This is a genomic window from Halomonas salsilacus, from assembly GCF_051216275.1.
Lineage (GTDB): Bacteria > Pseudomonadota > Gammaproteobacteria > Pseudomonadales > Halomonadaceae > Halomonas.
This window is the reverse complement of sequence record NZ_JBPKAQ010000004.1, coordinates 167,398-184,971: the sequence shown is the minus strand read 5'-3', so window position 1 is coordinate 184,971 and position 17,574 is coordinate 167,398. Positions and strand designations below refer to the sequence as shown.

Here is a 17,574-nt window from a genome sequence, read left to right as displayed (position 1 = left end):
GACACACGACTAAGGATGGATTCATGCGGATACCCACTCGCGGCCTGCTGGCCACCGCGCTTTCCGCGATCCTGCTGGCGGGCTGTGCCGTGCCGCCCGGCATCGTCGATCGCGCGGACGAAGACGACCCGGCGCGCCTGCTCGAACAGGCCGGCCAGCAGCAGCCGGCCCAGGCGGCCAGGAGCCGACTCGAGGCGGCCGACATCCTAGCACGCCAGGGGGAGCGCACCCAGGCGCTGGAAATCGCAGTGAACATCGACGACAGCCTGCTCGAGGGGCCCCAGCGCGCCCGCTGGGCCCTGCTGCTGGCCGATCTCGGCGAAGCACTCGGCGAGCCCCAGGCGGTGATTCAGGCCACCCGCAACCTTGACGCCATGAACCTTGAACCCGGCCAGGTCAGGGCGTTGCGTGAGCGGATGGGACTGGCGCTGCTGGCCGAGGACGAACCGGCCGCCGCCGCCCGGGCGCTGCTGCGCGTCCAGGCCGAGAGCGACGACGTGGCGCTCAACGATTCTATCTGGGAGGCACTGGTCCGCATGGACCGCCAGGCGCTCAGTGCCCTGGAACAGGAGGGTGATGCCCTGACTCGGGACTGGGTCGCCCTCGCCGACCTGTACCGCTCCAGCGGCGGCGATATCGAACGCTTCCTCGACAGACTGGACGAGTGGCGCAGCCGCAACGCCCGCCACCCGGCGGCCCGCCAACTACCCGCTGCCCTGATCGCCTTGGGTGACCTGCGCGGCATGGAGGTTCGCCACATCGCCGTGCTGCTGCCGGAATCCGGCCCCTTGGCGCAGCCCGCCTCGGCCATCGCCGAGGGCATGCGCACCCAGCAGCGCAGCACCGGCGGCGGCATCCAGCTGAGCTTTCTCGACGCCAGTCGCGGAGACCTGGAGTCGCTCTATCGGGAAGCCGAGAACCGCGGCGCCCAAGTGGTGGTCGGCCCCCTGGACAAGGACCAGGTGAGCCGGCTGGAGGCCCTCGACCGCGTGGCGCTGCCGACCCTGGCACTGAACTACGGCAATGCCGAGCGCAACCGCGCCGTGGGACTCTTCCAGTACGGCCTCTCCGCCGAGGATGAGGCCAGCCAGGCCGCCGCGCGCGCCTGGCGGGACGGCCACCGTCGTGTCGCCCTGCTGGTGCCCGACAACGACTGGGGACGCCGCGTGGGCGAGGCGTTCTGGGACGAGTGGCGGGCACGCGGCGGCGAGGTGACCAACGCCGTGCGCTACAACCCCGGCGCCCCAGCCACCGAGAGCACCCGCCGCGCCATCAGCAACCCGCGCCCGGATGCGCTGTTCCTGCTGGCCCTGCCCGAGTACGCCCGCCAGGTGCCGCCGACCCTGGACTACTACGGCGCCAGCCGGCTGCCGGTCTACGCCACCTCGCAGCTCTTCGAGGGACGCATCAACCCTCGCCTGGATAACGACCTGAACGACGTCCAGTTCCTCGATATCCCCTGGCAGATCCCCGAAGCCGCCGTGGGCGGGGTCGAGGTGCTGCCCTTCCTGGAGAGTTATCACGCGCTGCGCGAGGGGTCGGACCCGAGGCTATTTCGACTGAATGCCATGGGGGTGGACGCCTTCGAGCTGGCCCGTCGCTTGCCCCAGCTGCAGGCCATTTCCGGGAGCGAACTCCAGGGCGCCACCGGCACCCTTCGCCCGGGCAGCGACGGGCGCATCGAGCGCCAGCTGCCCTGGGCGAGGTTCGTCAACGGCGTGCCTCAGCCAATCCTGATCCCCGGGGTCTTCGGTGATCAACGGACCCCGTGACGCCCGCGCCCGCGGCGAGGCCATCGAGCGCCTCGCCGCGGCCTGGCTCACCGAGCGCGGCCTGGTGCTGGTGGCGGCGAACCAGCACGCCAAGGGCGGCGAGCTGGACCTGGTCATGCGCGACGGCGAGATGCTGGTCTTCGTCGAGGTGCGCCACCGGGCCGATGCTCGCCATGGGCATCCGCTGGAGACCGTCACGCCCACCAAGCAGCGGCGCCTGATCCGGGCAGCGCGTTTTTATCTCCAGCGCAACCGGCTATCATGTCCCTGCCGCTTCGATGTGCTGGCCGTCACCGGCCTGCCGCCCCATCTCGAGTACGATTGGGTCGCCAACGCCTTCGACGCGTTCTGACCGGTCACGCCACACTGCCAAAGGACCCGGACGCCACATGGATTTCCAGCAGCGCATTCTCGGCCACTTCAACGCCAGCATCGACACCAAGACCTATGCCAGCGAGGTCCTGCCTCCCTTCATCGAGGTAGCCAGCCAGATGATGGTCCAGTGCCTCGTCAACGAGGGCAAGATTCTGGCCTGCGGCAACGGCGGCAGCGCCGGCGACAGCCAGCATTTCTCCTCGGAGCTGCTCAACCGCTTCGAACGCGAGCGCCCCAGCCTCCCGGCTCTGGCGCTGACCACCGACACTTCGACGCTGACCTCCATCGCCAACGACTACAGCTACAATGAGGTGTTCTCCAAGCAGATTCGCGCCCTGGGCCAGCCTGGCGACATCCTGCTGGCAATCTCCACCAGTGGCAACTCGGCCAACGTCATCCAGGCCATCCAGGCCGCCCACGACCGCGACATGACGGTGGTGGCACTGACTGGCCGTGACGGCGGCAACATGGCCTCCCTGCTCGGCCAGGACGACTGCGAAATCCGCGTCCCCGCCACCTCCACGGCACGCATCCAGGAGGTCCACCTGCTGGTGATCCACTGCCTCTGCGATCTCATCGACGAACAACTCTTCGGTACAAGCGAGTGAACCCCATGATCCGCAAGCCCCTGCTTACCTCCCTGCTGCTGGCCGCCACTCTGGGTGTCGCCGGCTGCACCACCGTCACCGGCGTCACCCATCAGGGCACCATCGACGAGAACTACGGCAAACGCACCGCCGGCGCCCAGGTTGAAGACCAGAGCATCGAGACCAAGATCTCGCACAACCTGCGCCGCACCGATGCCCGCTTGGGCGACGCCCGCATCAACGTGGACAGCTACAACGGCGTGGTGCTGCTCACCGGGCAGGTGCCGAGTCAGGAGCTCCAGGAGAAGGCCAGCGAGATCGCCCACGAGGTCCGCAACGTGCGCGAGGTGCACAACGAGCTCTCCGTGGCCGCCAACCTGCCCGCCAGCCAGCGCCTCTCCGACACCTGGCTCAACACCCGCATCCGCACCAACCTGGCCGCCAACGACCGCATCGACTCGGGACGCATCCGCGTGATCACCGAGAATGCCAGCGTCTACCTGATGGGTATCGTCAGCCGCAGCGAAGCCGACCGCATCGTTCAGGCCGTCTCCAACGTCGGCGGCATGCAGCGCATCGTCAAGGTGTTTGACTACACGGATTGAGCCGCCGGGTCGCCGGGTCAGCGGCCCTTCATCAGGCTCCCTTGCAACGTAGAACGGCAGGCCAATGGCCTGCCGTTCTACGTCATGCGCTGCATCGACGTCCCGCCGTTCGCGGCTACTTGATCACTCGTAGCGACGGCTTGCGCTTGGGTGGCGTTTTCTTCTCCTCCTTCGCGTCGGCGTCGTCCCTGGACGCGCCGGAGGAGCCGTCATCGACCTCCACGCTAGTCAGGCCGGGCCCAGACTCCTTGAGCGCCTCTTCGTCGGCCAGCACCGGCTCATGGCCGAACACCATGCCGACGCCGTTCTCGCGGGCATAGATAGCCACCAGCGCCGAGTTGGGTACCATCACCCGCATGGGCTGGCCGCCGAAGCGGGCAGAAAACCCCAACGCCTCGTTCTCCATGAACAGGTCCCGGACCGCGCCGGGCGAGAGATTGAGCACGATCTGGCCGTTCTGCACGAACTGTCGCGGCACTTCCACCCCGGGCTGTTCGGCGTCGACAACGATATAGGGGGTCAGGTCATTGTCCACCAGCCACTGGTACAGGGCCCTGGCCAGGTAGGGACGACTCGAGTAGGGGCGACTGGTTGACATCATCAGGCCCTCCGGATTGCGGCCCCCGGACAGGCCGGGGGCGGTGGTTTCAGCTGCGCATCTCGCGCTCGAATTCGCTCAGCGAGGCCTTGAAGCCCTCGCGACCGAAGACCCGCTCCATGTAGGAGAGCAGGGGCTTGACCTGCTTCTCGGGCAGGTCGATGCCCAGTGCCGGAAGGCGCCACAGGACCGGCGCCAGGCAGCAGTCCACCAGGGTGAACTCCTCGCTCATGAAGTAGGGCATGTCCTCGAAGATCGGCGAGATACCGACCAGGCTCTCGCGCAGTTCCTTGCGCGCCTTGTCGGCCTCCTTCTTGGGGCCCTTCTCGATCTGCTCGACCAGCGGGCACCACTCGCGCTCGATGCGATGCATCCACAACCGGCTCTGGGCACGGGCCACCGGGTAGACCGGCAGCAGCGGCGGGTGAGGAAAGCGCTCGTCCAGATATTCCATCATGACCTTGGACTCGTACAGCACCAGCTCACGATCCAGCAGGGTGGGCACGCTGTTGTAGGGGTTGAGGTCGGCAAGCTCCTCGGGGCGATGCTCGTCGGTGACCTCGACGATGTCCACCGCCACGCCCTTCTCGGCGAGCACGATCCGCACGCGATGGCTGAAGTGATCTGCACCACCCGAGTAGAAGGTCATCGATGACCGCTTGGCCACTACACCCATGAAAGATTCCTCGCTTCAGTTCGAACGGCAATGATAACACGAGAGCAGGCCCGGGGTGCCCGGGCTCCCCCTGAAACCACAGAGGGCGCATGGCCCACGGCCATGCGCCCCCGAACATCTCCACCACCGTGGATTAGTGGATGTCGCGCCAGTACTCACGCTTCAGCAGATAGGCGATGACACCGAAGATGAAGATGAAGATCAACACCTTGGGCGCTAGTGCCTGGGCCTGCAGCTTGGAGGGCTCACCGACGTAGACCAGGAAGTTGGTCAGGTCGTAGACGGCCTCCTCGAACTCGTCCGGCTCCATGCTGCCGGGACGAGTCACCTGCAGCATGTCACAGGACTGGTACTTGCCGGTCAGCGGGTCCAGCTCGGCCCCGGGGAGGGGACGATCGCTTTCGCTGCACACCCGCTCCTGCACGCCCTGCAGGGGCTCGAGCACGTTGGGCATCGCCACCAGGTCGAATACTGCGTTGTTGACTCCGGTGGGACGGCTCGGGTCCCGGTAGAAGGAGAGCAGGTAGGAATAGATCCAGTCCCCGCCGCGCAGACGACCATGCAGGGTCAGGTCCGGCGCAGGCGCGCCGAACCAGTTGGCGCCATCCTCGGGGGTCATAGCGATGTGCATCTGGTCATTGAAGGCCATCTGGCTGGAGAAGATCAGGTTCTGCTCCACCAGGTCCTGGGGCATGCCCAGGTCCTCGGCAGACCGTGCGAAGCGATGATGTTCCAGCGAATGGCAGCCCATGCAGTAGTTGGTGTAGAGCTGCATGCCCCGCTGCAGGGACGCCTCGTCCTTGAGATCCGGCGTCATCGAGAAGGGAACATCTGCCGCGGGCGCCGCCATGGCCGTGAAGGGCACCAGCGCGAAGAGCAGTGCGAACAGTTGCTTTTTCATTAGCCAGTCACCCTTTCCGGAACGGGTTTGGTCTTCTCCAGCCGCGTGTAGATCGGCATCAGCAGGAAGAAGGCGAAGTAGATCGCGGTGCACAGCTGGGACACCAGGGTGCGCAGCGGGGTGGTCGGCAGCGCGCCGAGAATCCCCAGGATCACGAAGCTGATGGCGAACAGCGCCAGCATCACCTTGGACATCCAGCCCTTGTAGCGCATGGAGCGCACCGGGCTGCGGTCGAGCCAGGGCAGCACGAACAGCATGGCGATGGCACCGCCCATGAACAGCACGCCGAGGAACTTGGCGTCGAGGCCGAACAGGTCGAAGGTGATCGCCCGCAGGATCGCGTAGAAGGGCGTGAAGTACCACACCGGCGCGATATGGTCCGGGGTCACCATCGGGTTGGCCGGCTCGAAGTTGGGCCGTTCGAGGAAGTAGCCGCCACCCTCGGGGAAGTAGAAGATCACCACCGCGAAGACGAACAGGAACACCGCCACACCGACGAGGTCCTTCACCGTGTAGTACGGGTGGAAGGGAATGCCGTCCAGGGGCTTGCCGGCCTCGTCCTTCTTGGCCTTGATGTCGATGCCGTCGGGATTGTTGGAACCGACCTCGTGCAGGGCAATGATGTGCAGCACCACCAGCGCCAGGATCACGATGGGAAGCGCCACCACGTGCAGGGCGAAAAAGCGGTTCAGGGTGATGCCGGAGATCAGGAAGTCACCGCGGATCCACTGGGTCAGGTCGGGACCGATGACCGGAATCGCGGAGAACAGCGAGATGATCACCTGGGCACCCCAGTAGGACATTTGGCCCCAAGGCAGCAGGTAGCCCATGAAGGCCTCGGCCATCAGCGCCAGGTAGATCGCCATGCCGAAGATCCACACCAGTTCGCGGGGGGCCTTGTAGGAGCCGTAGAGCAGGCCGCGGAACATGTGCAGGTAGATCACCACGAAGAAGGCCGTCGCACCGGTGGAGTGCATGTAGCGGATCAGCCAGCCGTACTCCACGTCGCGCATGATGTACTCGACCGAGGCGAAGGCGCCCTCGCCCGAGGGGTTGTAGCTCATGGTCAGCCACACGCCGGTGAGGATCTGGTTGACCAACACCAGCAGCGCCAGCGAGCCGAAGAAGTACCAGAAGTTGAAGTTCTTCGGCGCGTAGTACTTCGCCATGTGGTCCTGCCACATCTGGGTGGCCGGAAAGCGGTCATCGACCCAGCGCATCAGGCCCTTTTCCGCCTTCACCTTGTTCGGGTTACCCATCAGGCAGTCTCCTCGTCTTCACCAACGATGATGATGTCGTCGGTCTCGAAGCGATACGGCGGCACCTCCAGGTTGGTGGGCGCCGGCACGTTGCGGAATACGCGACCCGCCAGGTCGAAGTAGGAGCCATGGCAGGGACAGAAGAAACCGCCCGGCCAGTTATCCACGTCCACCGCATCGGGCTCGGGACGGAAGAGCGGCGAGCAGCCCAGGTGGGTGCAGATGCCGATCAGTACGCCGATCTCGGGGCGGATGGAGCGCAGCGGGCCGGAGACATAGCCGGGCTGCTGCGGCACCTCGGAATCGGGATCGGAGAGGCGCGAGCCGTCGAAGGCCTCGGTGCGTTCGATCATCTCCGGCGTACGGTTGATGATCCATATCGGCCTACCGCGCCACTCGACCGTCATGCGCTGCCCCGGTTCAAGCTTGGACACATCTGCCTGAACCGGCGCACCCGCCGCTCTCGCCCTGGCACTGGGCTGCCAGGAAGCCACAAAGGGGACCGCTACCCCGACGGCACCCACCGCACCCACGACGGTGGTGGCACCTACGAGGAAACGGCGCCGACCCTTGTTTACGCCGTTGTCTGCCATTTCAAGGTTTCTCCCATCAGCTTACCCGTTGATCCATCACGGGCAGTAAGCGTCCCGCGACCGCGGATACCAAATGCGATCTATAGTAAGAAAATGCGCCTCACCATACAAGGACAACCACCCTTGACGAAGGTGTAACACACCCAACAACCCATTGATCGGAAAACAAAAACGCCCGAGTCGAAGACCCGGGCGTAAGCGTATATGGCGCGATAATCGGCGCTTAACGCTTGGAGAACTGCGGACGACGACGCGCCTTGCGCAGACCCACCTTCTTACGCTCGACCTGACGAGCATCACGGGTCACGTAGCCGGCTTCGCGCAGCTGACCGCGGAAATCCTCGTTGTACACCATCAGCGCGCGGGTAATGCCGTGACGAATGGCGCCGGCCTGGGACGAACCGCCGCCGCCCTTGACGGTGACGAAGACGTCGAACTGGCTCAGGGTATCGGTCAGCTCGAGGGGCTGGCGGACCACCATGCGACCGGTAACGCGGCCGAAGTACTGGTCCAGCTCAAGGCTGTTGACGGTGATCTTGCCGGAGCCCGGCTTCAGGAAGACGCGCGCGGTAGAGGTCTTGCGGCGCCCGGTACCGTAATACTGCTGTGTCATGGCGAAGACTCCCTCAGATGTTCAGTTCTTGCGGCTGCTGGGCGGCGTGCGGATGCTCGGCACCGGCATAGACCTTGAGCTTGGTGTACATGGCGCGACCCAGCGGCCCCTTGGGCAGCATGCCCTTGACGGCACCTTCGATGATGCGCTCGGGCGCATGCTCGATCAGCTTGTCGAAGGTCATGGAGCGCAGGCCACCGGGATAGCCGGTGTGGCGGTAGTAGGTCTTGGCCTGGGCCTTGTTGCCGGTGACCTTCACCTTCTCGGCGTTGACTACGACGATGTAGTCGCCGGTATCGACGTGCGGTGTGAATTCCGGCTTGTGCTTGCCGCGCAGGCGACGAGCGATTTCGGTGGCCAGGCGGCCGAGCGTCTTGTCCGTGGCGTCGACGACATACCAGTCGCGCTGGACGGACTGCGGCTTCGCAGTGAACGTCTTCATGGAGCTATCACCAGTTCAAGTGTATTGGGTTCTCAGCCGGCACTCCGGCATGGAACCATCCCTATTCTTCTTGGTTGCCATCCGCCCGGGGGCGGGGGCAACGAGGTAGAGCGCGCGAAGTCTACATGAACCGCTGCCTTGAGCGCAATGCCGCTCACGGCTTGTGGGGCAGCGCCAGGTAGTCATGGGACTGCATCTCCTGCAGCCGCGAGAGGGTGCGCTTGAACTCGAACTCGAGCCGACCGTCGGCATAGAGCCCCTCGGCGGGCTCCTCCGCGGACATCAGCAGCTTGACGCCGCGGTCGTAGAACTCATCGACCATGTTGATGAAGCGCCGCGCCTGATCATCCGTTGCCCCGCTCATCCGGGTGACATTGGAGACCAGCACGGTATGGAATTCCCTGGCCAGCTCGATATAGTCGTTCTGGCTGCGCGGGCCATCGCATAGCTCGAGGAATTCGAACCATACCACGTCATCGTGCAGCCGCCGGGCATGCAGCACGCGGTGATTGATCTCGATGGGCGCGTCCAGCTCGCCCTCGTGGCCGGCGATCTCGCGGAAGCTGCGCGCCAGTTCGGTCTCGGCGGCGTCATCCAGCGGCGCATGGAAGATCTCGGCGCGTTCCAGGGCACGCAGTCGGTAGTCGATGCCCGAGTCGACATTGACCACCTGACAATGACGCTTGAGCAACTCGATGGCCGGCAGGAAGCGGGCCCGCTGCAGGCCCTCCTTGTAGAGGTCATCGGGCACGATATTGGACGTCGCCACCAGCACCACGCCGTGCTCGAACAGCGCCTCGAGCAGGTTGGCCAGGATCATGGCATCGGTGATGTCCTTGACGAAGAACTCATCGAAGCAGATCACCCGTGCCTCGCCGGCAAACTTGGCGGCGATCAGCCTCAGGGGGTTCTTCTCGCCCTTGTAGTGGGTCAGCTCGTTGTGCACCCGCTGCATGAAGCGGTGGAAGTGGGTGCGCATCTTCTCCGGGAAGGGCAGTGACTCATAGAAGGCATCCACCAGATAGGTCTTGCCGCGTCCCACGCCGCCCCAGAAGTAGAGCCCCGTGACCTCGGGCAGCACCGGCTCGGGGGGCGAGGTCTGGCGGCCGCGCTTGCCGAACAGGCCGGCCATGCGCGAGGCGACTCCCCCCTTGGGTGGCACGGCCCGCGGCCGAGTGCGCGGGGTAGCCACCAGTTCGTCATGAAGGCGCTGCAGGTGGGCGACCGCCTGCTCCTGGGCGGGATCGTACTGGAAGTCGTCCCGCTTCAGATCGGCGCGGTAGCGCTCGCTGGGCGACAGGCGAGCGTCTCGGGACTCGGATGGGGTCGGCGTGGCACTCATGCGGATAACGGACCGTCTCTGCTGGGAATGGCTGGGAATGGCTGGGAATGGCTGGGAATGGCTGGGAATGGATGGGAATGGCTGAGTATTATACGCCTCGCGGGCACGGCACGCATCGCCATGACCGCAGGCGCGCGGCCACGTTGACCCGCCGCCGTCGCTCGGCCCTATAATGAGCACCGAAACGGACCCGTACAGACGTGCTCAGACCCACCGCCACAGGGAGACAGACGTGGACGCAAGCAAGATCAACTGGATGCTGGCCATCGCCTGCCTGCTCGCCGGCATCGGGCTGGGGGCACTGGGCTACCACCTGCTCAACGCCAGCGCCGCCAGCCTGCAGAAGCTGCGCCAGCGCCTGGCCGAGCGCGACCGCGAACTGACGGCCCTCCGCGAGGGCATGGACGACCACCTGGGTGACGTCTCCCGCCTGGTGGCCACCCTGCAGCGGGACAGCGAGGCGCTGGCCAGCCGTCTGTCCCAGGACGCCCAACGCCTAAGGGCCCAGGGAACCCCGCCCGCCGCCCTGGCGGTCATCGAAAGCGAAGCACCCGCGGAAGGGAACGGCGACGAGCTGGCCATGCCCCGTGACTATGCCGATGGCACCGGCGGCACCCTCTCCGAGGACTTCGGCCTCAAGGACGACGAGGACGCCAAGGCCCCTCAGCCGCCCCGCTACTGACGCCGCGTCGACACTCTCAGGCCGGGTTGTCGATATCGACGAAGCGATGCTCCAGGCCGAACTCACCGGCCAGCCACTCCCCCAGGGCCTGGACGCCATAGCGCTCGGTGGCGTGGTGGCCCGCCGCCAGGTAGTGGATGCCCAGTTCCCGCGCCAGATGGGTGGTCCGCTCGGAGATCTCCCCGGAGATAAAGGCGTCGGCGCCGGCCTCCCGGGCCATGGTGATCATGTCCTGGGCCCCACCGGTGCACCAGGCCACCCGGCGAATCTCGTCCTTGCCCGGCCCCTCCACCAGCAGCGGTTCGCGCGCGAGCCGCTCGCCGACGTGAGCGGCCAGCCCACGGGCATCTAGCCCCGCTGGGGGCGCCCCCAGCCACAGCAGCCCCTCGCCGAGTGCGCCATCGACGCAGCCCTGCACATGGAAGTCGAGCAGACGGCCGAGCTCGGCGTTGTTGCCCAGCGTCGCGTGGGCATCCAGCGGCAGATGGTAGGCCAGCAGGCTGATGTCGTGGGCCAGCAGCGTGCGGATGCGCCGGCGCTTCATGCCGGTGATGGCGACCGGCTCATTCTTCCAGAAGAAGCCATGGTGGACCAGCACCAGGTCCGCCTGCCAGGCCACCGCTTCGTCGAGCAGTGCCTGGCAGGCGGTGACGCCGCTCAGCACCCGGCGCACCGCCCCCCGCCCCTCGACCTGCAGGCCGTTGAGGGTGTAGTCCGAGAAGCGCTCCGCCGCCAATTCCCGGTCACAGGCAACCACCAGTTCATCGCGATTCGTCATGGGTCCTTCCTACGTCCGCTGGGTGACAATGTTACCATTCACACCATTGTACCGACGGGGCCTCTCTCCCGCACCGCCCGGCCCCTACACTGCCCTGCCCTCGCGACCGCCCGCCACAAGTAACAAGGACGCCGACCCGCATGCCACGCCTTCTACGCACGCTCACGCCCTACCTGCTGCCGACCACCATCGGCGTGCTACTGGCCGTGGTGCTGCTCAATGCCTTCCCGCAGCTGAGCGGGCGACAGGCCGACCCCACACCACCCCAGCTCTCCCCCCCGACTCCCGGCAACCAGGCCCCGCTGAGGGTCTCCCCTCAGGTCGAGGCGCCCCGCGATACCGGCTCTCGCCCCGCCCCCGAGCTGCGCCAGGCCGCCCCGCTCAGCCGCGAACAGGGGCCGGTGAGCTACTCGGAGGCGGTGGAGCGCGCGGCCCCGGCGGTGGTCAATATCTACTCCTCCCGGGTCGTCGAACGCGAGCAGCATCCGCTGATGTCGGACCCCTTCTTTCGCCAGTTCTTCGGCGACGACGTGCCGGCGCGCCAGCGCATGCTGTCGAGCCTCGGCTCCGGCGTCATCGTCAGCGAGGACGGCTATGTACTGACCAACCACCACGTGATCGGTGGCGCGGACCAGATCCAGGTGGCGCTGCGCGACGGCCGTGAGACCCTGGCCGAGGTGGTCGGCACGGACCCGGAAAGCGACCTCGCCGTGCTGCGCATCGACCTCGACGCGCTACCGGTGATCGAGCTCGCCGACTCCACCAAGGTGGCCATCGGCGATGTGTCGCTGGCCATCGGCAACCCCTTCGGCGTGGGCCAGACGGTGACCATGGGCATCATCAGCGCCACCGGGCGCAGCCATCTGGGCCTCAACGCCTACGAGGACTTCATCCAGACCGACGCCGCCATCAACCCCGGCAACTCCGGCGGTGCCCTGATCAACGCCGAGGGGGCCCTGGTGGGCATCAACACCGCCATCTTCTCGCGCTCCGGTGGCTCCCAGGGGATCGGCTTCGCCATCCCCGCCAATCTGGCGGCCAACATCCTCGAGGAGCTGGTCACCCAGGGCCGGGTGATCCGCGGCTGGCTGGGGGTCGAGGCCCAGGAACTCAACCCGGAGCTGGCCGCTTCCTTCGGCCTCCAGGCGCCCCGCGGCGTGGTCATCGCGGGGGTAGTGCCGGGCGGCCCCGCCGACCTGGCTGGCCTCAAGCCCGGCGACGTGCTGCTAGCCATCGATGGCCGGCCGATCCTCGATGCGCGGGTCGCCATGGCCGACATCGCGGCGGTGGCCCCCGGTGAGTCGCTGCCGCTCACCGTGGTGCGCGGCGGCGAGACGATTGAGGTCACCCTGGAGGTGGGCGAGCGACCACCGCCGGAGCTGCGCCGCCCGGAAGCGCCGGAGCCCCGCCGCCCGGAGTAGCCGGCACGGCGTCTAGTGGCACAGGGCGCCACCCTCAGGCCCCCAGCGCACCGGTCCACAATGCACCGATCCACAACGCACAGGGCCCCACCAAATGGCGGGGCCCTGTGCGTTCATGCTACCACGCACGATCGGCGCGGACTCACTCCTTGATGCGGTACTCGGCGCTGCGCGCGTGAGCGGTCAGCGACTCGCCGCGGGCCAGCACGGAGGCCACCTTGCCGAGTTCCGAGGCCCCCTCGGCGGAGCAGTGGATGATCGAGGAGCGCTTCTGGAAGTCGTAGACCCCCAGCGGCGAGGAGAAGCGCGCCGTGCCGGAGGTGGGTAGCACGTGGTTGGGGCCGGCGCAGTAGTCGCCCAGCGCCTCGGCGGTGTAGCGGCCCATGAAGATGGCCCCGGCGTGGCGGATGTGTGGCAGCCAGCCCTCGGGGTTGGCTACCGAGAGTTCGAGGTGCTCGGGGGCAATGCGGTTGATCAGCGTCATCGCCTCGGCGCGGTCGCGGCAGTGGATCAGCGCACCGCGGCGCGCTAGCGACTCGCGGGCGATCTCCTCGCGGGACAGCGTCGGCAGCAGCCGATCGATGGCGGCCTCGACGGCCGCCAGGTGCTCGGCATCCCAGCTCACCAGGATCGCCTGGGCATCCTCGTCATGCTCGGCCTGGGAGAAGAGGTCCATGGCCAGCCAGTCGGGGGCGGTGCCGCCATCGGAGACCACCAGGATCTCCGAGGGGCCGGCGATCATATCGATGCCCACCTGGCCGAAGACCGCACGCTTGGCGGTGGCCACGTAGATGTTGCCGGGGCCGACGACCTTGTCCACCCGCGGCACCGTCTCGGTGCCGTAGGCCAGCGCCGCCACCGCCTGGGCGCCTCCCAGGGTGAACACGCGGTCGACGCCGGCCAGGTGGGCCGCGGCCAGCACGAGCTCGTTGAGCACGCCATCCGGCGTCGGCACCACCATAATGATCTCGCGCACCCCGGCCACGTGGGCGGGGATGGCGTTCATCAGCACCGAAGAGGGGTAGGCGGCCTTACCGCCGGGCACGTAGATGCCGGCGCGGTCCAGCGGCATCACCTGCTGGCCCAGCACGGTACCGTCGGCCTCGGTGTACTGCCAGGATTCGGGTTTCTGGCGTTCATGGTAGAGGCGGATGCGCTCGGCCGCCTGGGCCAGCGCCTCGCGCTGCTCGGCGGGCAGGCCATCGTAGGCCTGGCGCAGGCGCTCGGCAGATAGAGTCAGCTCGGCCATGCTCGTCACCGAGAGGCGATCGAAGCGGTTGCTGGTCTCCACCAGGGCCTCATCGCCACGGCTCTTCACCGCCGCGATGATCTCGCCGACGCGCTGCTGCACCCCGGCGTCGGAGACGCCCTCCCATGCCAGCAGGGTCGACAGGCGGTCTTCGAAGCCCGCATCGGCGGTGGAGAGCCGGGCGATGCCGGAGGGGGCGGTTGTCTCGGTCATGGCAGCTTCCGTCACGAATCGGGTGAAAAATTCATTGTCCAGCGCCGGGTCACGCCGGGCAAGGGCGACCCGGCGTTGGCGTCGAGACGCCGGGGCTATTCGCCGCGTCGGCAGGCCAAGGCAATGGCTCTCTCAAGCGGTGGCTTCCCGGCGGGCGGCCACGGCCTGGCCGAGGCGTTCGAGCAGCGGCTTGATGCGCGCGTGCTTCATGGTCATGGAGGCCTTGTTGACCACCAGCCGTGTGGAGATCGACGCGATCAGCTCCCGCGGCTGCATGCCATTGGCGCGAAGGGTATTACCGGTATCGACGATGTCGACGATCTCGTCGGCGAGGTTCATCAGCGGCGCCAGTTCCATGGCGCCGTAGAGCTTGATCACCTCGGCCTGGATGCCCTGCTCGGCGTACCAGCGCCGCGCCACCCTGACGAACTTGGTGGCCACCCGTCGACGCGCCCGGGGCGGCTCGGCGCCGGTGATCCCGGCGGTCATCAGCTTGCAGCGGGCGATCTCAAGGTCCAGCGGTTCATAGAGCCCCTCGGCACCATGCTCGAGCAGCACGTCCTTGCCGGCTACGCCAAGATCGGCAGCGCCCAGTTGCACGTAGGTGGGCACGTCGGTGGCGCGGATCACCACCAGCTTTACGTCGGGCAGATTGGTATCGAACAGCAGCTTGCGGCTCCTGCCCAGGTCCTCCAGGGGCTCGATGCCGGCGTCGGCCAGCAGCGGCAGGGTCTCTTCCAGAATACGACCCTTGGAGAGGGCCAGGATCAATTGTTTGCTCATGCTCTCGCCTTGGTCATCTCGCATTGGTCAAGATAGGGGCTAGCCCGGCACGCGGCGGATCTGGGCGCCGAGAAGCTGAAGCTTCTCCTCGATGCACTCGTAGCCGCGGTCGATATGGTAGATGCGGTCCACCAAGGTCTCGCCATCGGCCATCATCGCCGCGATCACCAGCGACGCCGAGGCGCGCAGGTCGGTGGCCATCACCGGGGCGCCGGAAAGACGCTCGACCCCCTCGATCACCGCGGTGTTGCCCTCCAGAGCGATATTCGCTCCCATGCGATTGAGCTCCTGCACGTGCATGAAGCGGTTCTCGAAGATGGTCTCCACCACCCGTGAGGTGCCCTCGGCAACCGCGTTCATGGCGACGAACTGGGCCTGCATGTCGGTGGGAAAGGCCGGGTAGGGCGCGGTGCGGATGTTCACCGGCCGCGGGCGCTTGCCGTGCATGTCCAACGCGATCCAGTCGTCGCCGCTGGTGATGGTCGCGCCGGCCTCCTCCAGCTTGGCGAGCACCGCCTCGAGGATATCGGCGCGGGTGCGGCGCACCTTGACACGCCCCCGGGAGAGCGCGGCGGCTACAAGGAAGGTGCCGGTCTCGATGCGGTCCGGCATCACCTCATGATAGGCACCGTGCAGGCGCTCGACGCCCTCGATGACGATGGTATCGCTGCCGTGGCCGCGAATTTTCGCCCCCATCTTGATGAGGCACTCGGCCAGGTCGACCACCTCGGGCTCCCGGGCGGCGTTCTCGAGCACCGTGGTGCCGTCGGCCAGGGTCGCCGCCATCAGCAGGTTCTCGGTACCGGTGACCGTCACGGTATCGAAGAAGATAGTGGCGCCCTTGAGGCGGCCGTCGACCCGGGCGCGGATGTAGCCGCCCTCGACGCGAATTTCGGCGCCCATGGCCTCCAGCCCGCGCAGGTGCAGGTCTACCGGCCGCGAGCCGATGGCGCAGCCGCCTGGCAGGGAGACGTCGGCGTGGCCGAAGTGGGCGATCAATGGCCCCAGCACCAGGATGGAGGCGCGCATCTTCTTGACCAGGTCATAGGGGGCGTCGCAGTGCTTCACCTGGGCACCGTCGAGCTGGATGGTCATCTTTTCGCCCATCACCGGCTCGAGGCCCAGATGGCCAAGCAGCTCCAGCGTCGTGGTGATGTCCTGCAGGTGCGGCAGGTTACCGATGGTCACCGGCTCCTCGGAGAGCAGGGTGGCGCAGAGGATCGGCAGGGCGGCGTTCTTGGCGCCGCTGGCCCACACCTCGCCGTCGACCGGCCCATTGCCGGTGATGATCAACTTGTCCATGGGAGCTCGATCTCAGACGCCGGCGTTTTCCGGCGCACTGTTCCACTGCGCCGGGGTATAGGTCTTGATGCTTACCGCATGCAGGGCGCCGGAGGCGATCTCCTCGGCGAGCGCGCCGTAGATGAGCTGCTGGCGCTTGACCGGCGAGAGGCCTGAGAAGACCTCGCCCACAGCGACCACCTGGAAGTTGCAGCCTTCGCCCTGAATATGGAACTCGCAGCCATCGATGCGCGCATCGAGCAGCGCCTTGACGTCGCTGGGGTGCATGGTGAGGCACTCCTGTGTCTGAAACGGGAAGGCCACCGGGCGCGACGCGGCCGATGGCACGATACGGGGATGGCCCATGGTAATGAAAAGCACGTCGCTTGGCGATCTCGGCGCAGCCGCAACTCAGGCGGCGGCGCTCTCCACGGGGAGCAGGCGCTCCAGCCCGGCGAGGTCGGCGAGCCGGCGCAGGGCCGAGGAGAGACGCACCTCCTGCAGCTCGAGGCCGGCGGCGCGAGCGGCGCGAGCCCACTCAAGCAGCACGCTGAGCGCCGCGCTGCTGACGTCGGCCACCCTAGAGAGGTCGAAGGTCACCCGGGTGCCGGCGGGCTGCTCGACCAGCCAGGCGCGGCCCGCCTCGGCCAGCGCCGTTGCGGCATCGAAGCCCACTTGCCCCTCGACCTTGAGCGCGCTGTCGTCCGCCTCCAGGCGCGCGCTACCGCTTTCCAGAAGTCGGGTCATCCCCTGCCGCCCTCCTCGAGTTCCTCGACGGCGAGTTCCGGCGCCCAGCCGTCGATCACCGCATCGTAGTCGCGACCCTGGTCGCGCATCGCCTGATCGAACTGGTTGCGGAAGGTCAGGCCCAGGTTGATGCCGTTGACGATCACGTTGACCACCCGCCATTCGTTGCCAGTGAGGCGCAGGGAATAGCTGACCGGATAGACCTGACCGTTGGTGGCCACCACCTCCATGTCGACGCTGGCCTGATCCTCGTGGCGCTGGGGCCGCTGGTTGTCCAGCACGCGCAGCTCACGGTAGTCGAAGGTGACCAGGCCCTTGGTGTAGGTATCGATGAGGGTCTTGCGGAAGGTGTCGGCGAAACGCGAGCGCTGCTGGGGCGTGGCATTCTGGAAGTAGCGCCCCATCACGCTGGCACCGATGTAGCGGAAATCGGCGATATCATCGAGGCTGTCATCGACCAGCCCCTTGAGCTCGTCGATGTTGTCGGCGAAGTAGTCGCGTCGCCCCTCGATTTCGGCGGTCAGCGTCTCGACGCTCAGACGGATCACCTGCTCGGGGGTGCGCTCTGGGGCCGCCGTGACCGGCAGGGCGAAGAGCATCAGCACCAGGCCGACCAGCAACTTACGGAAGGGTAGGAAAACGCGATTCATGCAGTCA

21 protein-coding genes are annotated in these 17,574 nt (G+C 66.8%); 6 read left to right on the top strand and 15 right to left on the bottom strand.

Annotation, left to right across the window (positions count from 1 at the left end; translation table 11 throughout):
- The first annotated feature begins 23 nt into the window (after positions 1-23).
- From ACR80S_RS08005 to ACR80S_RS07990, 4 genes are read left to right on the top strand one after another with little or no spacing between them, the layout of a single operon-like run.
- On the top strand, positions 24-1,772 hold the full coding sequence (locus ACR80S_RS08005; RefSeq protein WP_435402963.1) for a penicillin-binding protein activator: 1,749 nt from the start codon (positions 24-26) through the stop codon (positions 1,770-1,772).
- The gene (locus ACR80S_RS08000; RefSeq protein ID WP_435403024.1) at positions 1,756-2,124 is read left to right on the top strand and encodes a YraN family protein; all 369 of its coding nucleotides are present in this window, start codon (positions 1,756-1,758) and stop codon (positions 2,122-2,124) included. Before ACR80S_RS08005 ends, ACR80S_RS08000 begins: the two co-directional genes overlap by 17 nt.
- A gap of 37 nt (positions 2,125-2,161) precedes the next feature.
- Positions 2,162-2,755, top strand: coding sequence for a phosphoheptose isomerase (locus ACR80S_RS07995; RefSeq protein ID WP_110068125.1), 594 nt, complete (start codon positions 2,162-2,164; stop codon positions 2,753-2,755).
- 5 nt (positions 2,756-2,760) lie between these two features.
- Entirely contained in the window at positions 2,761-3,339 is a 579-nt protein-coding gene (locus ACR80S_RS07990; protein ID WP_435399916.1) for a BON domain-containing protein, read from the top strand.
- A 115-nt stretch (positions 3,340-3,454) separates the two neighbouring features.
- Here the strand turns inward: ACR80S_RS07990 and ACR80S_RS07985 are convergent, their stop codons facing one another.
- The 8 genes from ACR80S_RS07985 to zapE all read right to left on the bottom strand — a co-directional run bounded on the left by ACR80S_RS07985 (position 3,455) and on the right by zapE (position 9,763).
- Entirely contained in the window at positions 3,455-3,940 is a 486-nt protein-coding gene (locus ACR80S_RS07985) for a ClpXP protease specificity-enhancing factor (protein ID WP_435399917.1), read from the bottom strand.
- A 46-nt stretch (positions 3,941-3,986) separates the two neighbouring features.
- The gene (sspA, locus tag ACR80S_RS07980; RefSeq protein WP_435399918.1) at positions 3,987-4,613 is read right to left on the bottom strand and encodes a stringent starvation protein SspA; all 627 of its coding nucleotides are present in this window, start codon (positions 4,611-4,613) and stop codon (positions 3,987-3,989) included.
- Between the two features lie 133 nt (positions 4,614-4,746).
- Entirely contained in the window at positions 4,747-5,514 is a 768-nt protein-coding gene (locus ACR80S_RS07975; protein WP_435399919.1) for a cytochrome c1, read from the bottom strand.
- Positions 5,514-6,773 (bottom strand): cytochrome b, encoded by a 1,260-nt coding sequence (locus tag ACR80S_RS07970; RefSeq protein ID WP_435399920.1) that lies wholly within the window; start codon positions 6,771-6,773, stop codon positions 5,514-5,516. The genes ACR80S_RS07975 and ACR80S_RS07970 overlap by 1 nt, the downstream gene beginning before the upstream one ends.
- Entirely contained in the window at positions 6,773-7,366 is a 594-nt protein-coding gene (gene petA, locus ACR80S_RS07965; RefSeq protein ID WP_435399921.1) for a ubiquinol-cytochrome c reductase iron-sulfur subunit, read from the bottom strand. Before petA ends, ACR80S_RS07970 begins: the two co-directional genes overlap by 1 nt.
- 223 nt (positions 7,367-7,589) lie before the next feature.
- Positions 7,590-7,979 carry a 30S ribosomal protein S9 gene (gene rpsI / locus ACR80S_RS07960; RefSeq protein ID WP_416140197.1) on the bottom strand — a complete coding sequence of 130 codons (390 nt, stop codon included), beginning with the start codon at positions 7,977-7,979 and terminating at the stop codon, positions 7,590-7,592.
- A 13-nt stretch (positions 7,980-7,992) separates the two neighbouring features.
- A complete protein-coding gene (gene rplM, locus ACR80S_RS07955; RefSeq protein ID WP_435399922.1) occupies positions 7,993-8,421 on the bottom strand; it encodes a 50S ribosomal protein L13 in 429 nt (142 codons plus the stop codon).
- 154 nt (positions 8,422-8,575) lie between these two features.
- On the bottom strand, positions 8,576-9,763 hold the full coding sequence (gene zapE / locus ACR80S_RS07950) for a cell division protein ZapE (protein ID WP_435399923.1): 1,188 nt from the start codon (positions 9,761-9,763) through the stop codon (positions 8,576-8,578).
- 232 nt (positions 9,764-9,995) lie between these two features.
- Here zapE and ACR80S_RS07945 point away from each other — a divergent pair, with 232 nt between their 5' ends.
- Complete coding sequence (locus ACR80S_RS07945) at positions 9,996-10,445, top strand: Z-ring associated ZapG family protein (protein ID WP_435399924.1); 450 nt, start codon at positions 9,996-9,998, stop codon at positions 10,443-10,445.
- A gap of 16 nt (positions 10,446-10,461) precedes the next feature.
- On the opposite strand, the gene ACR80S_RS07940 is transcribed toward ACR80S_RS07945, so the two are convergent.
- Positions 10,462-11,223, bottom strand: a complete 762-nt coding sequence (locus ACR80S_RS07940) for a Nif3-like dinuclear metal center hexameric protein (protein WP_435399925.1) — start codon at positions 11,221-11,223, stop codon at positions 10,462-10,464.
- A gap of 140 nt (positions 11,224-11,363) precedes the next feature.
- Between ACR80S_RS07940 and ACR80S_RS07935 the strand changes: the two genes are divergently transcribed.
- Positions 11,364-12,644: a Do family serine endopeptidase gene (locus ACR80S_RS07935; protein ID WP_435399926.1), complete on the top strand. Its 1,281-nt coding sequence runs from the start codon at positions 11,364-11,366 to the stop codon at positions 12,642-12,644.
- A 142-nt stretch (positions 12,645-12,786) separates the two neighbouring features.
- Here the strand turns inward: ACR80S_RS07935 and hisD are convergent, their stop codons facing one another.
- The 6 genes from hisD to ACR80S_RS07905 form a co-directional block, all read right to left on the bottom strand.
- Positions 12,787-14,106: a histidinol dehydrogenase gene (hisD, locus tag ACR80S_RS07930; protein WP_435399927.1), complete on the bottom strand. Its 1,320-nt coding sequence runs from the start codon at positions 14,104-14,106 to the stop codon at positions 12,787-12,789.
- 132 nt (positions 14,107-14,238) lie between these two features.
- Positions 14,239-14,889, bottom strand: coding sequence for an ATP phosphoribosyltransferase (gene hisG / locus ACR80S_RS07925; RefSeq protein ID WP_435402962.1), 651 nt, complete (start codon positions 14,887-14,889; stop codon positions 14,239-14,241).
- 39 nt (positions 14,890-14,928) lie between these two features.
- The gene (gene murA / locus ACR80S_RS07920) at positions 14,929-16,191 is read right to left on the bottom strand and encodes a UDP-N-acetylglucosamine 1-carboxyvinyltransferase (RefSeq protein ID WP_435399929.1); all 1,263 of its coding nucleotides are present in this window, start codon (positions 16,189-16,191) and stop codon (positions 14,929-14,931) included.
- Positions 16,192-16,203: 12 nt separating this feature from the next.
- Positions 16,204-16,458: a BolA family protein gene (locus ACR80S_RS07915; protein WP_435399930.1), complete on the bottom strand. Its 255-nt coding sequence runs from the start codon at positions 16,456-16,458 to the stop codon at positions 16,204-16,206.
- Positions 16,459-16,581: 123 nt separating this feature from the next.
- Positions 16,582-16,917, bottom strand: coding sequence for an STAS domain-containing protein (locus ACR80S_RS07910; protein ID WP_435402961.1), 336 nt, complete (start codon positions 16,915-16,917; stop codon positions 16,582-16,584).
- Complete coding sequence (locus ACR80S_RS07905) at positions 16,914-17,567, bottom strand: MlaC/ttg2D family ABC transporter substrate-binding protein (RefSeq protein WP_435399932.1); 654 nt, start codon at positions 17,565-17,567, stop codon at positions 16,914-16,916. The genes ACR80S_RS07910 and ACR80S_RS07905 overlap by 4 nt, the downstream gene beginning before the upstream one ends.
- Positions 17,568-17,574: the final 7 nt, after the last annotated feature.

What these genes read in the sequence shown, in the direction of transcription:
- ACR80S_RS07975 (WP_435399919.1), bottom strand. Translation starts at nt 5,514, where the DNA reads ATGAAAAAGCAACTGTTCGCACTGCTCTTCGCGCTGGTGCCCTTCACG.
- sspA (WP_435399918.1), bottom strand. Translation starts at nt 4,613, where the DNA reads ATGGGTGTAGTGGCCAAGCGGTCATCGATGACCTTCTACTCGGGTGGT.
- zapE (WP_435399923.1), bottom strand. Translation starts at nt 9,763, where the DNA reads ATGAGTGCCACGCCGACCCCATCCGAGTCCCGAGACGCTCGCCTGTCG.
- murA (WP_435399929.1), bottom strand. Translation starts at nt 16,191, where the DNA reads ATGGACAAGTTGATCATCACCGGCAATGGGCCGGTCGACGGCGAGGTG.
- ACR80S_RS07915 (WP_435399930.1), bottom strand. Translation starts at nt 16,458, where the DNA reads ATGCACCCCAGCGACGTCAAGGCGCTGCTCGATGCGCGCATCGATGGC.
- ACR80S_RS07905 (WP_435399932.1), bottom strand. Translation starts at nt 17,567, where the DNA reads ATGAATCGCGTTTTCCTACCCTTCCGTAAGTTGCTGGTCGGCCTGGTG.
- ACR80S_RS07935 (WP_435399926.1), top strand. Translation starts at nt 11,364, where the DNA reads ATGCCACGCCTTCTACGCACGCTCACGCCCTACCTGCTGCCGACCACC.
- petA (WP_435399921.1), bottom strand. Translation starts at nt 7,366, where the DNA reads ATGGCAGACAACGGCGTAAACAAGGGTCGGCGCCGTTTCCTCGTAGGT.
- ACR80S_RS07990 (WP_435399916.1), top strand. Translation starts at nt 2,761, where the DNA reads ATGATCCGCAAGCCCCTGCTTACCTCCCTGCTGCTGGCCGCCACTCTG.
- rplM (WP_435399922.1), bottom strand. Translation starts at nt 8,421, where the DNA reads ATGAAGACGTTCACTGCGAAGCCGCAGTCCGTCCAGCGCGACTGGTAT.
- rpsI (WP_416140197.1), bottom strand. Translation starts at nt 7,979, where the DNA reads ATGACACAGCAGTATTACGGTACCGGGCGCCGCAAGACCTCTACCGCG.
- ACR80S_RS07940 (WP_435399925.1), bottom strand. Translation starts at nt 11,223, where the DNA reads ATGACGAATCGCGATGAACTGGTGGTTGCCTGTGACCGGGAATTGGCG.
- hisD (WP_435399927.1), bottom strand. Translation starts at nt 14,106, where the DNA reads ATGACCGAGACAACCGCCCCCTCCGGCATCGCCCGGCTCTCCACCGCC.
- ACR80S_RS08005 (WP_435402963.1), top strand. Translation starts at nt 24, where the DNA reads ATGCGGATACCCACTCGCGGCCTGCTGGCCACCGCGCTTTCCGCGATC.
- ACR80S_RS07910 (WP_435402961.1), bottom strand. Translation starts at nt 16,917, where the DNA reads ATGACCCGACTTCTGGAAAGCGGTAGCGCGCGCCTGGAGGCGGACGAC.
- hisG (WP_435402962.1), bottom strand. Translation starts at nt 14,889, where the DNA reads ATGAGCAAACAATTGATCCTGGCCCTCTCCAAGGGTCGTATTCTGGAA.
- ACR80S_RS07995 (WP_110068125.1), top strand. Translation starts at nt 2,162, where the DNA reads ATGGATTTCCAGCAGCGCATTCTCGGCCACTTCAACGCCAGCATCGAC.
- ACR80S_RS07970 (WP_435399920.1), bottom strand. Translation starts at nt 6,773, where the DNA reads ATGGGTAACCCGAACAAGGTGAAGGCGGAAAAGGGCCTGATGCGCTGG.
- ACR80S_RS07985 (WP_435399917.1), bottom strand. Translation starts at nt 3,940, where the DNA reads ATGATGTCAACCAGTCGCCCCTACTCGAGTCGTCCCTACCTGGCCAGG.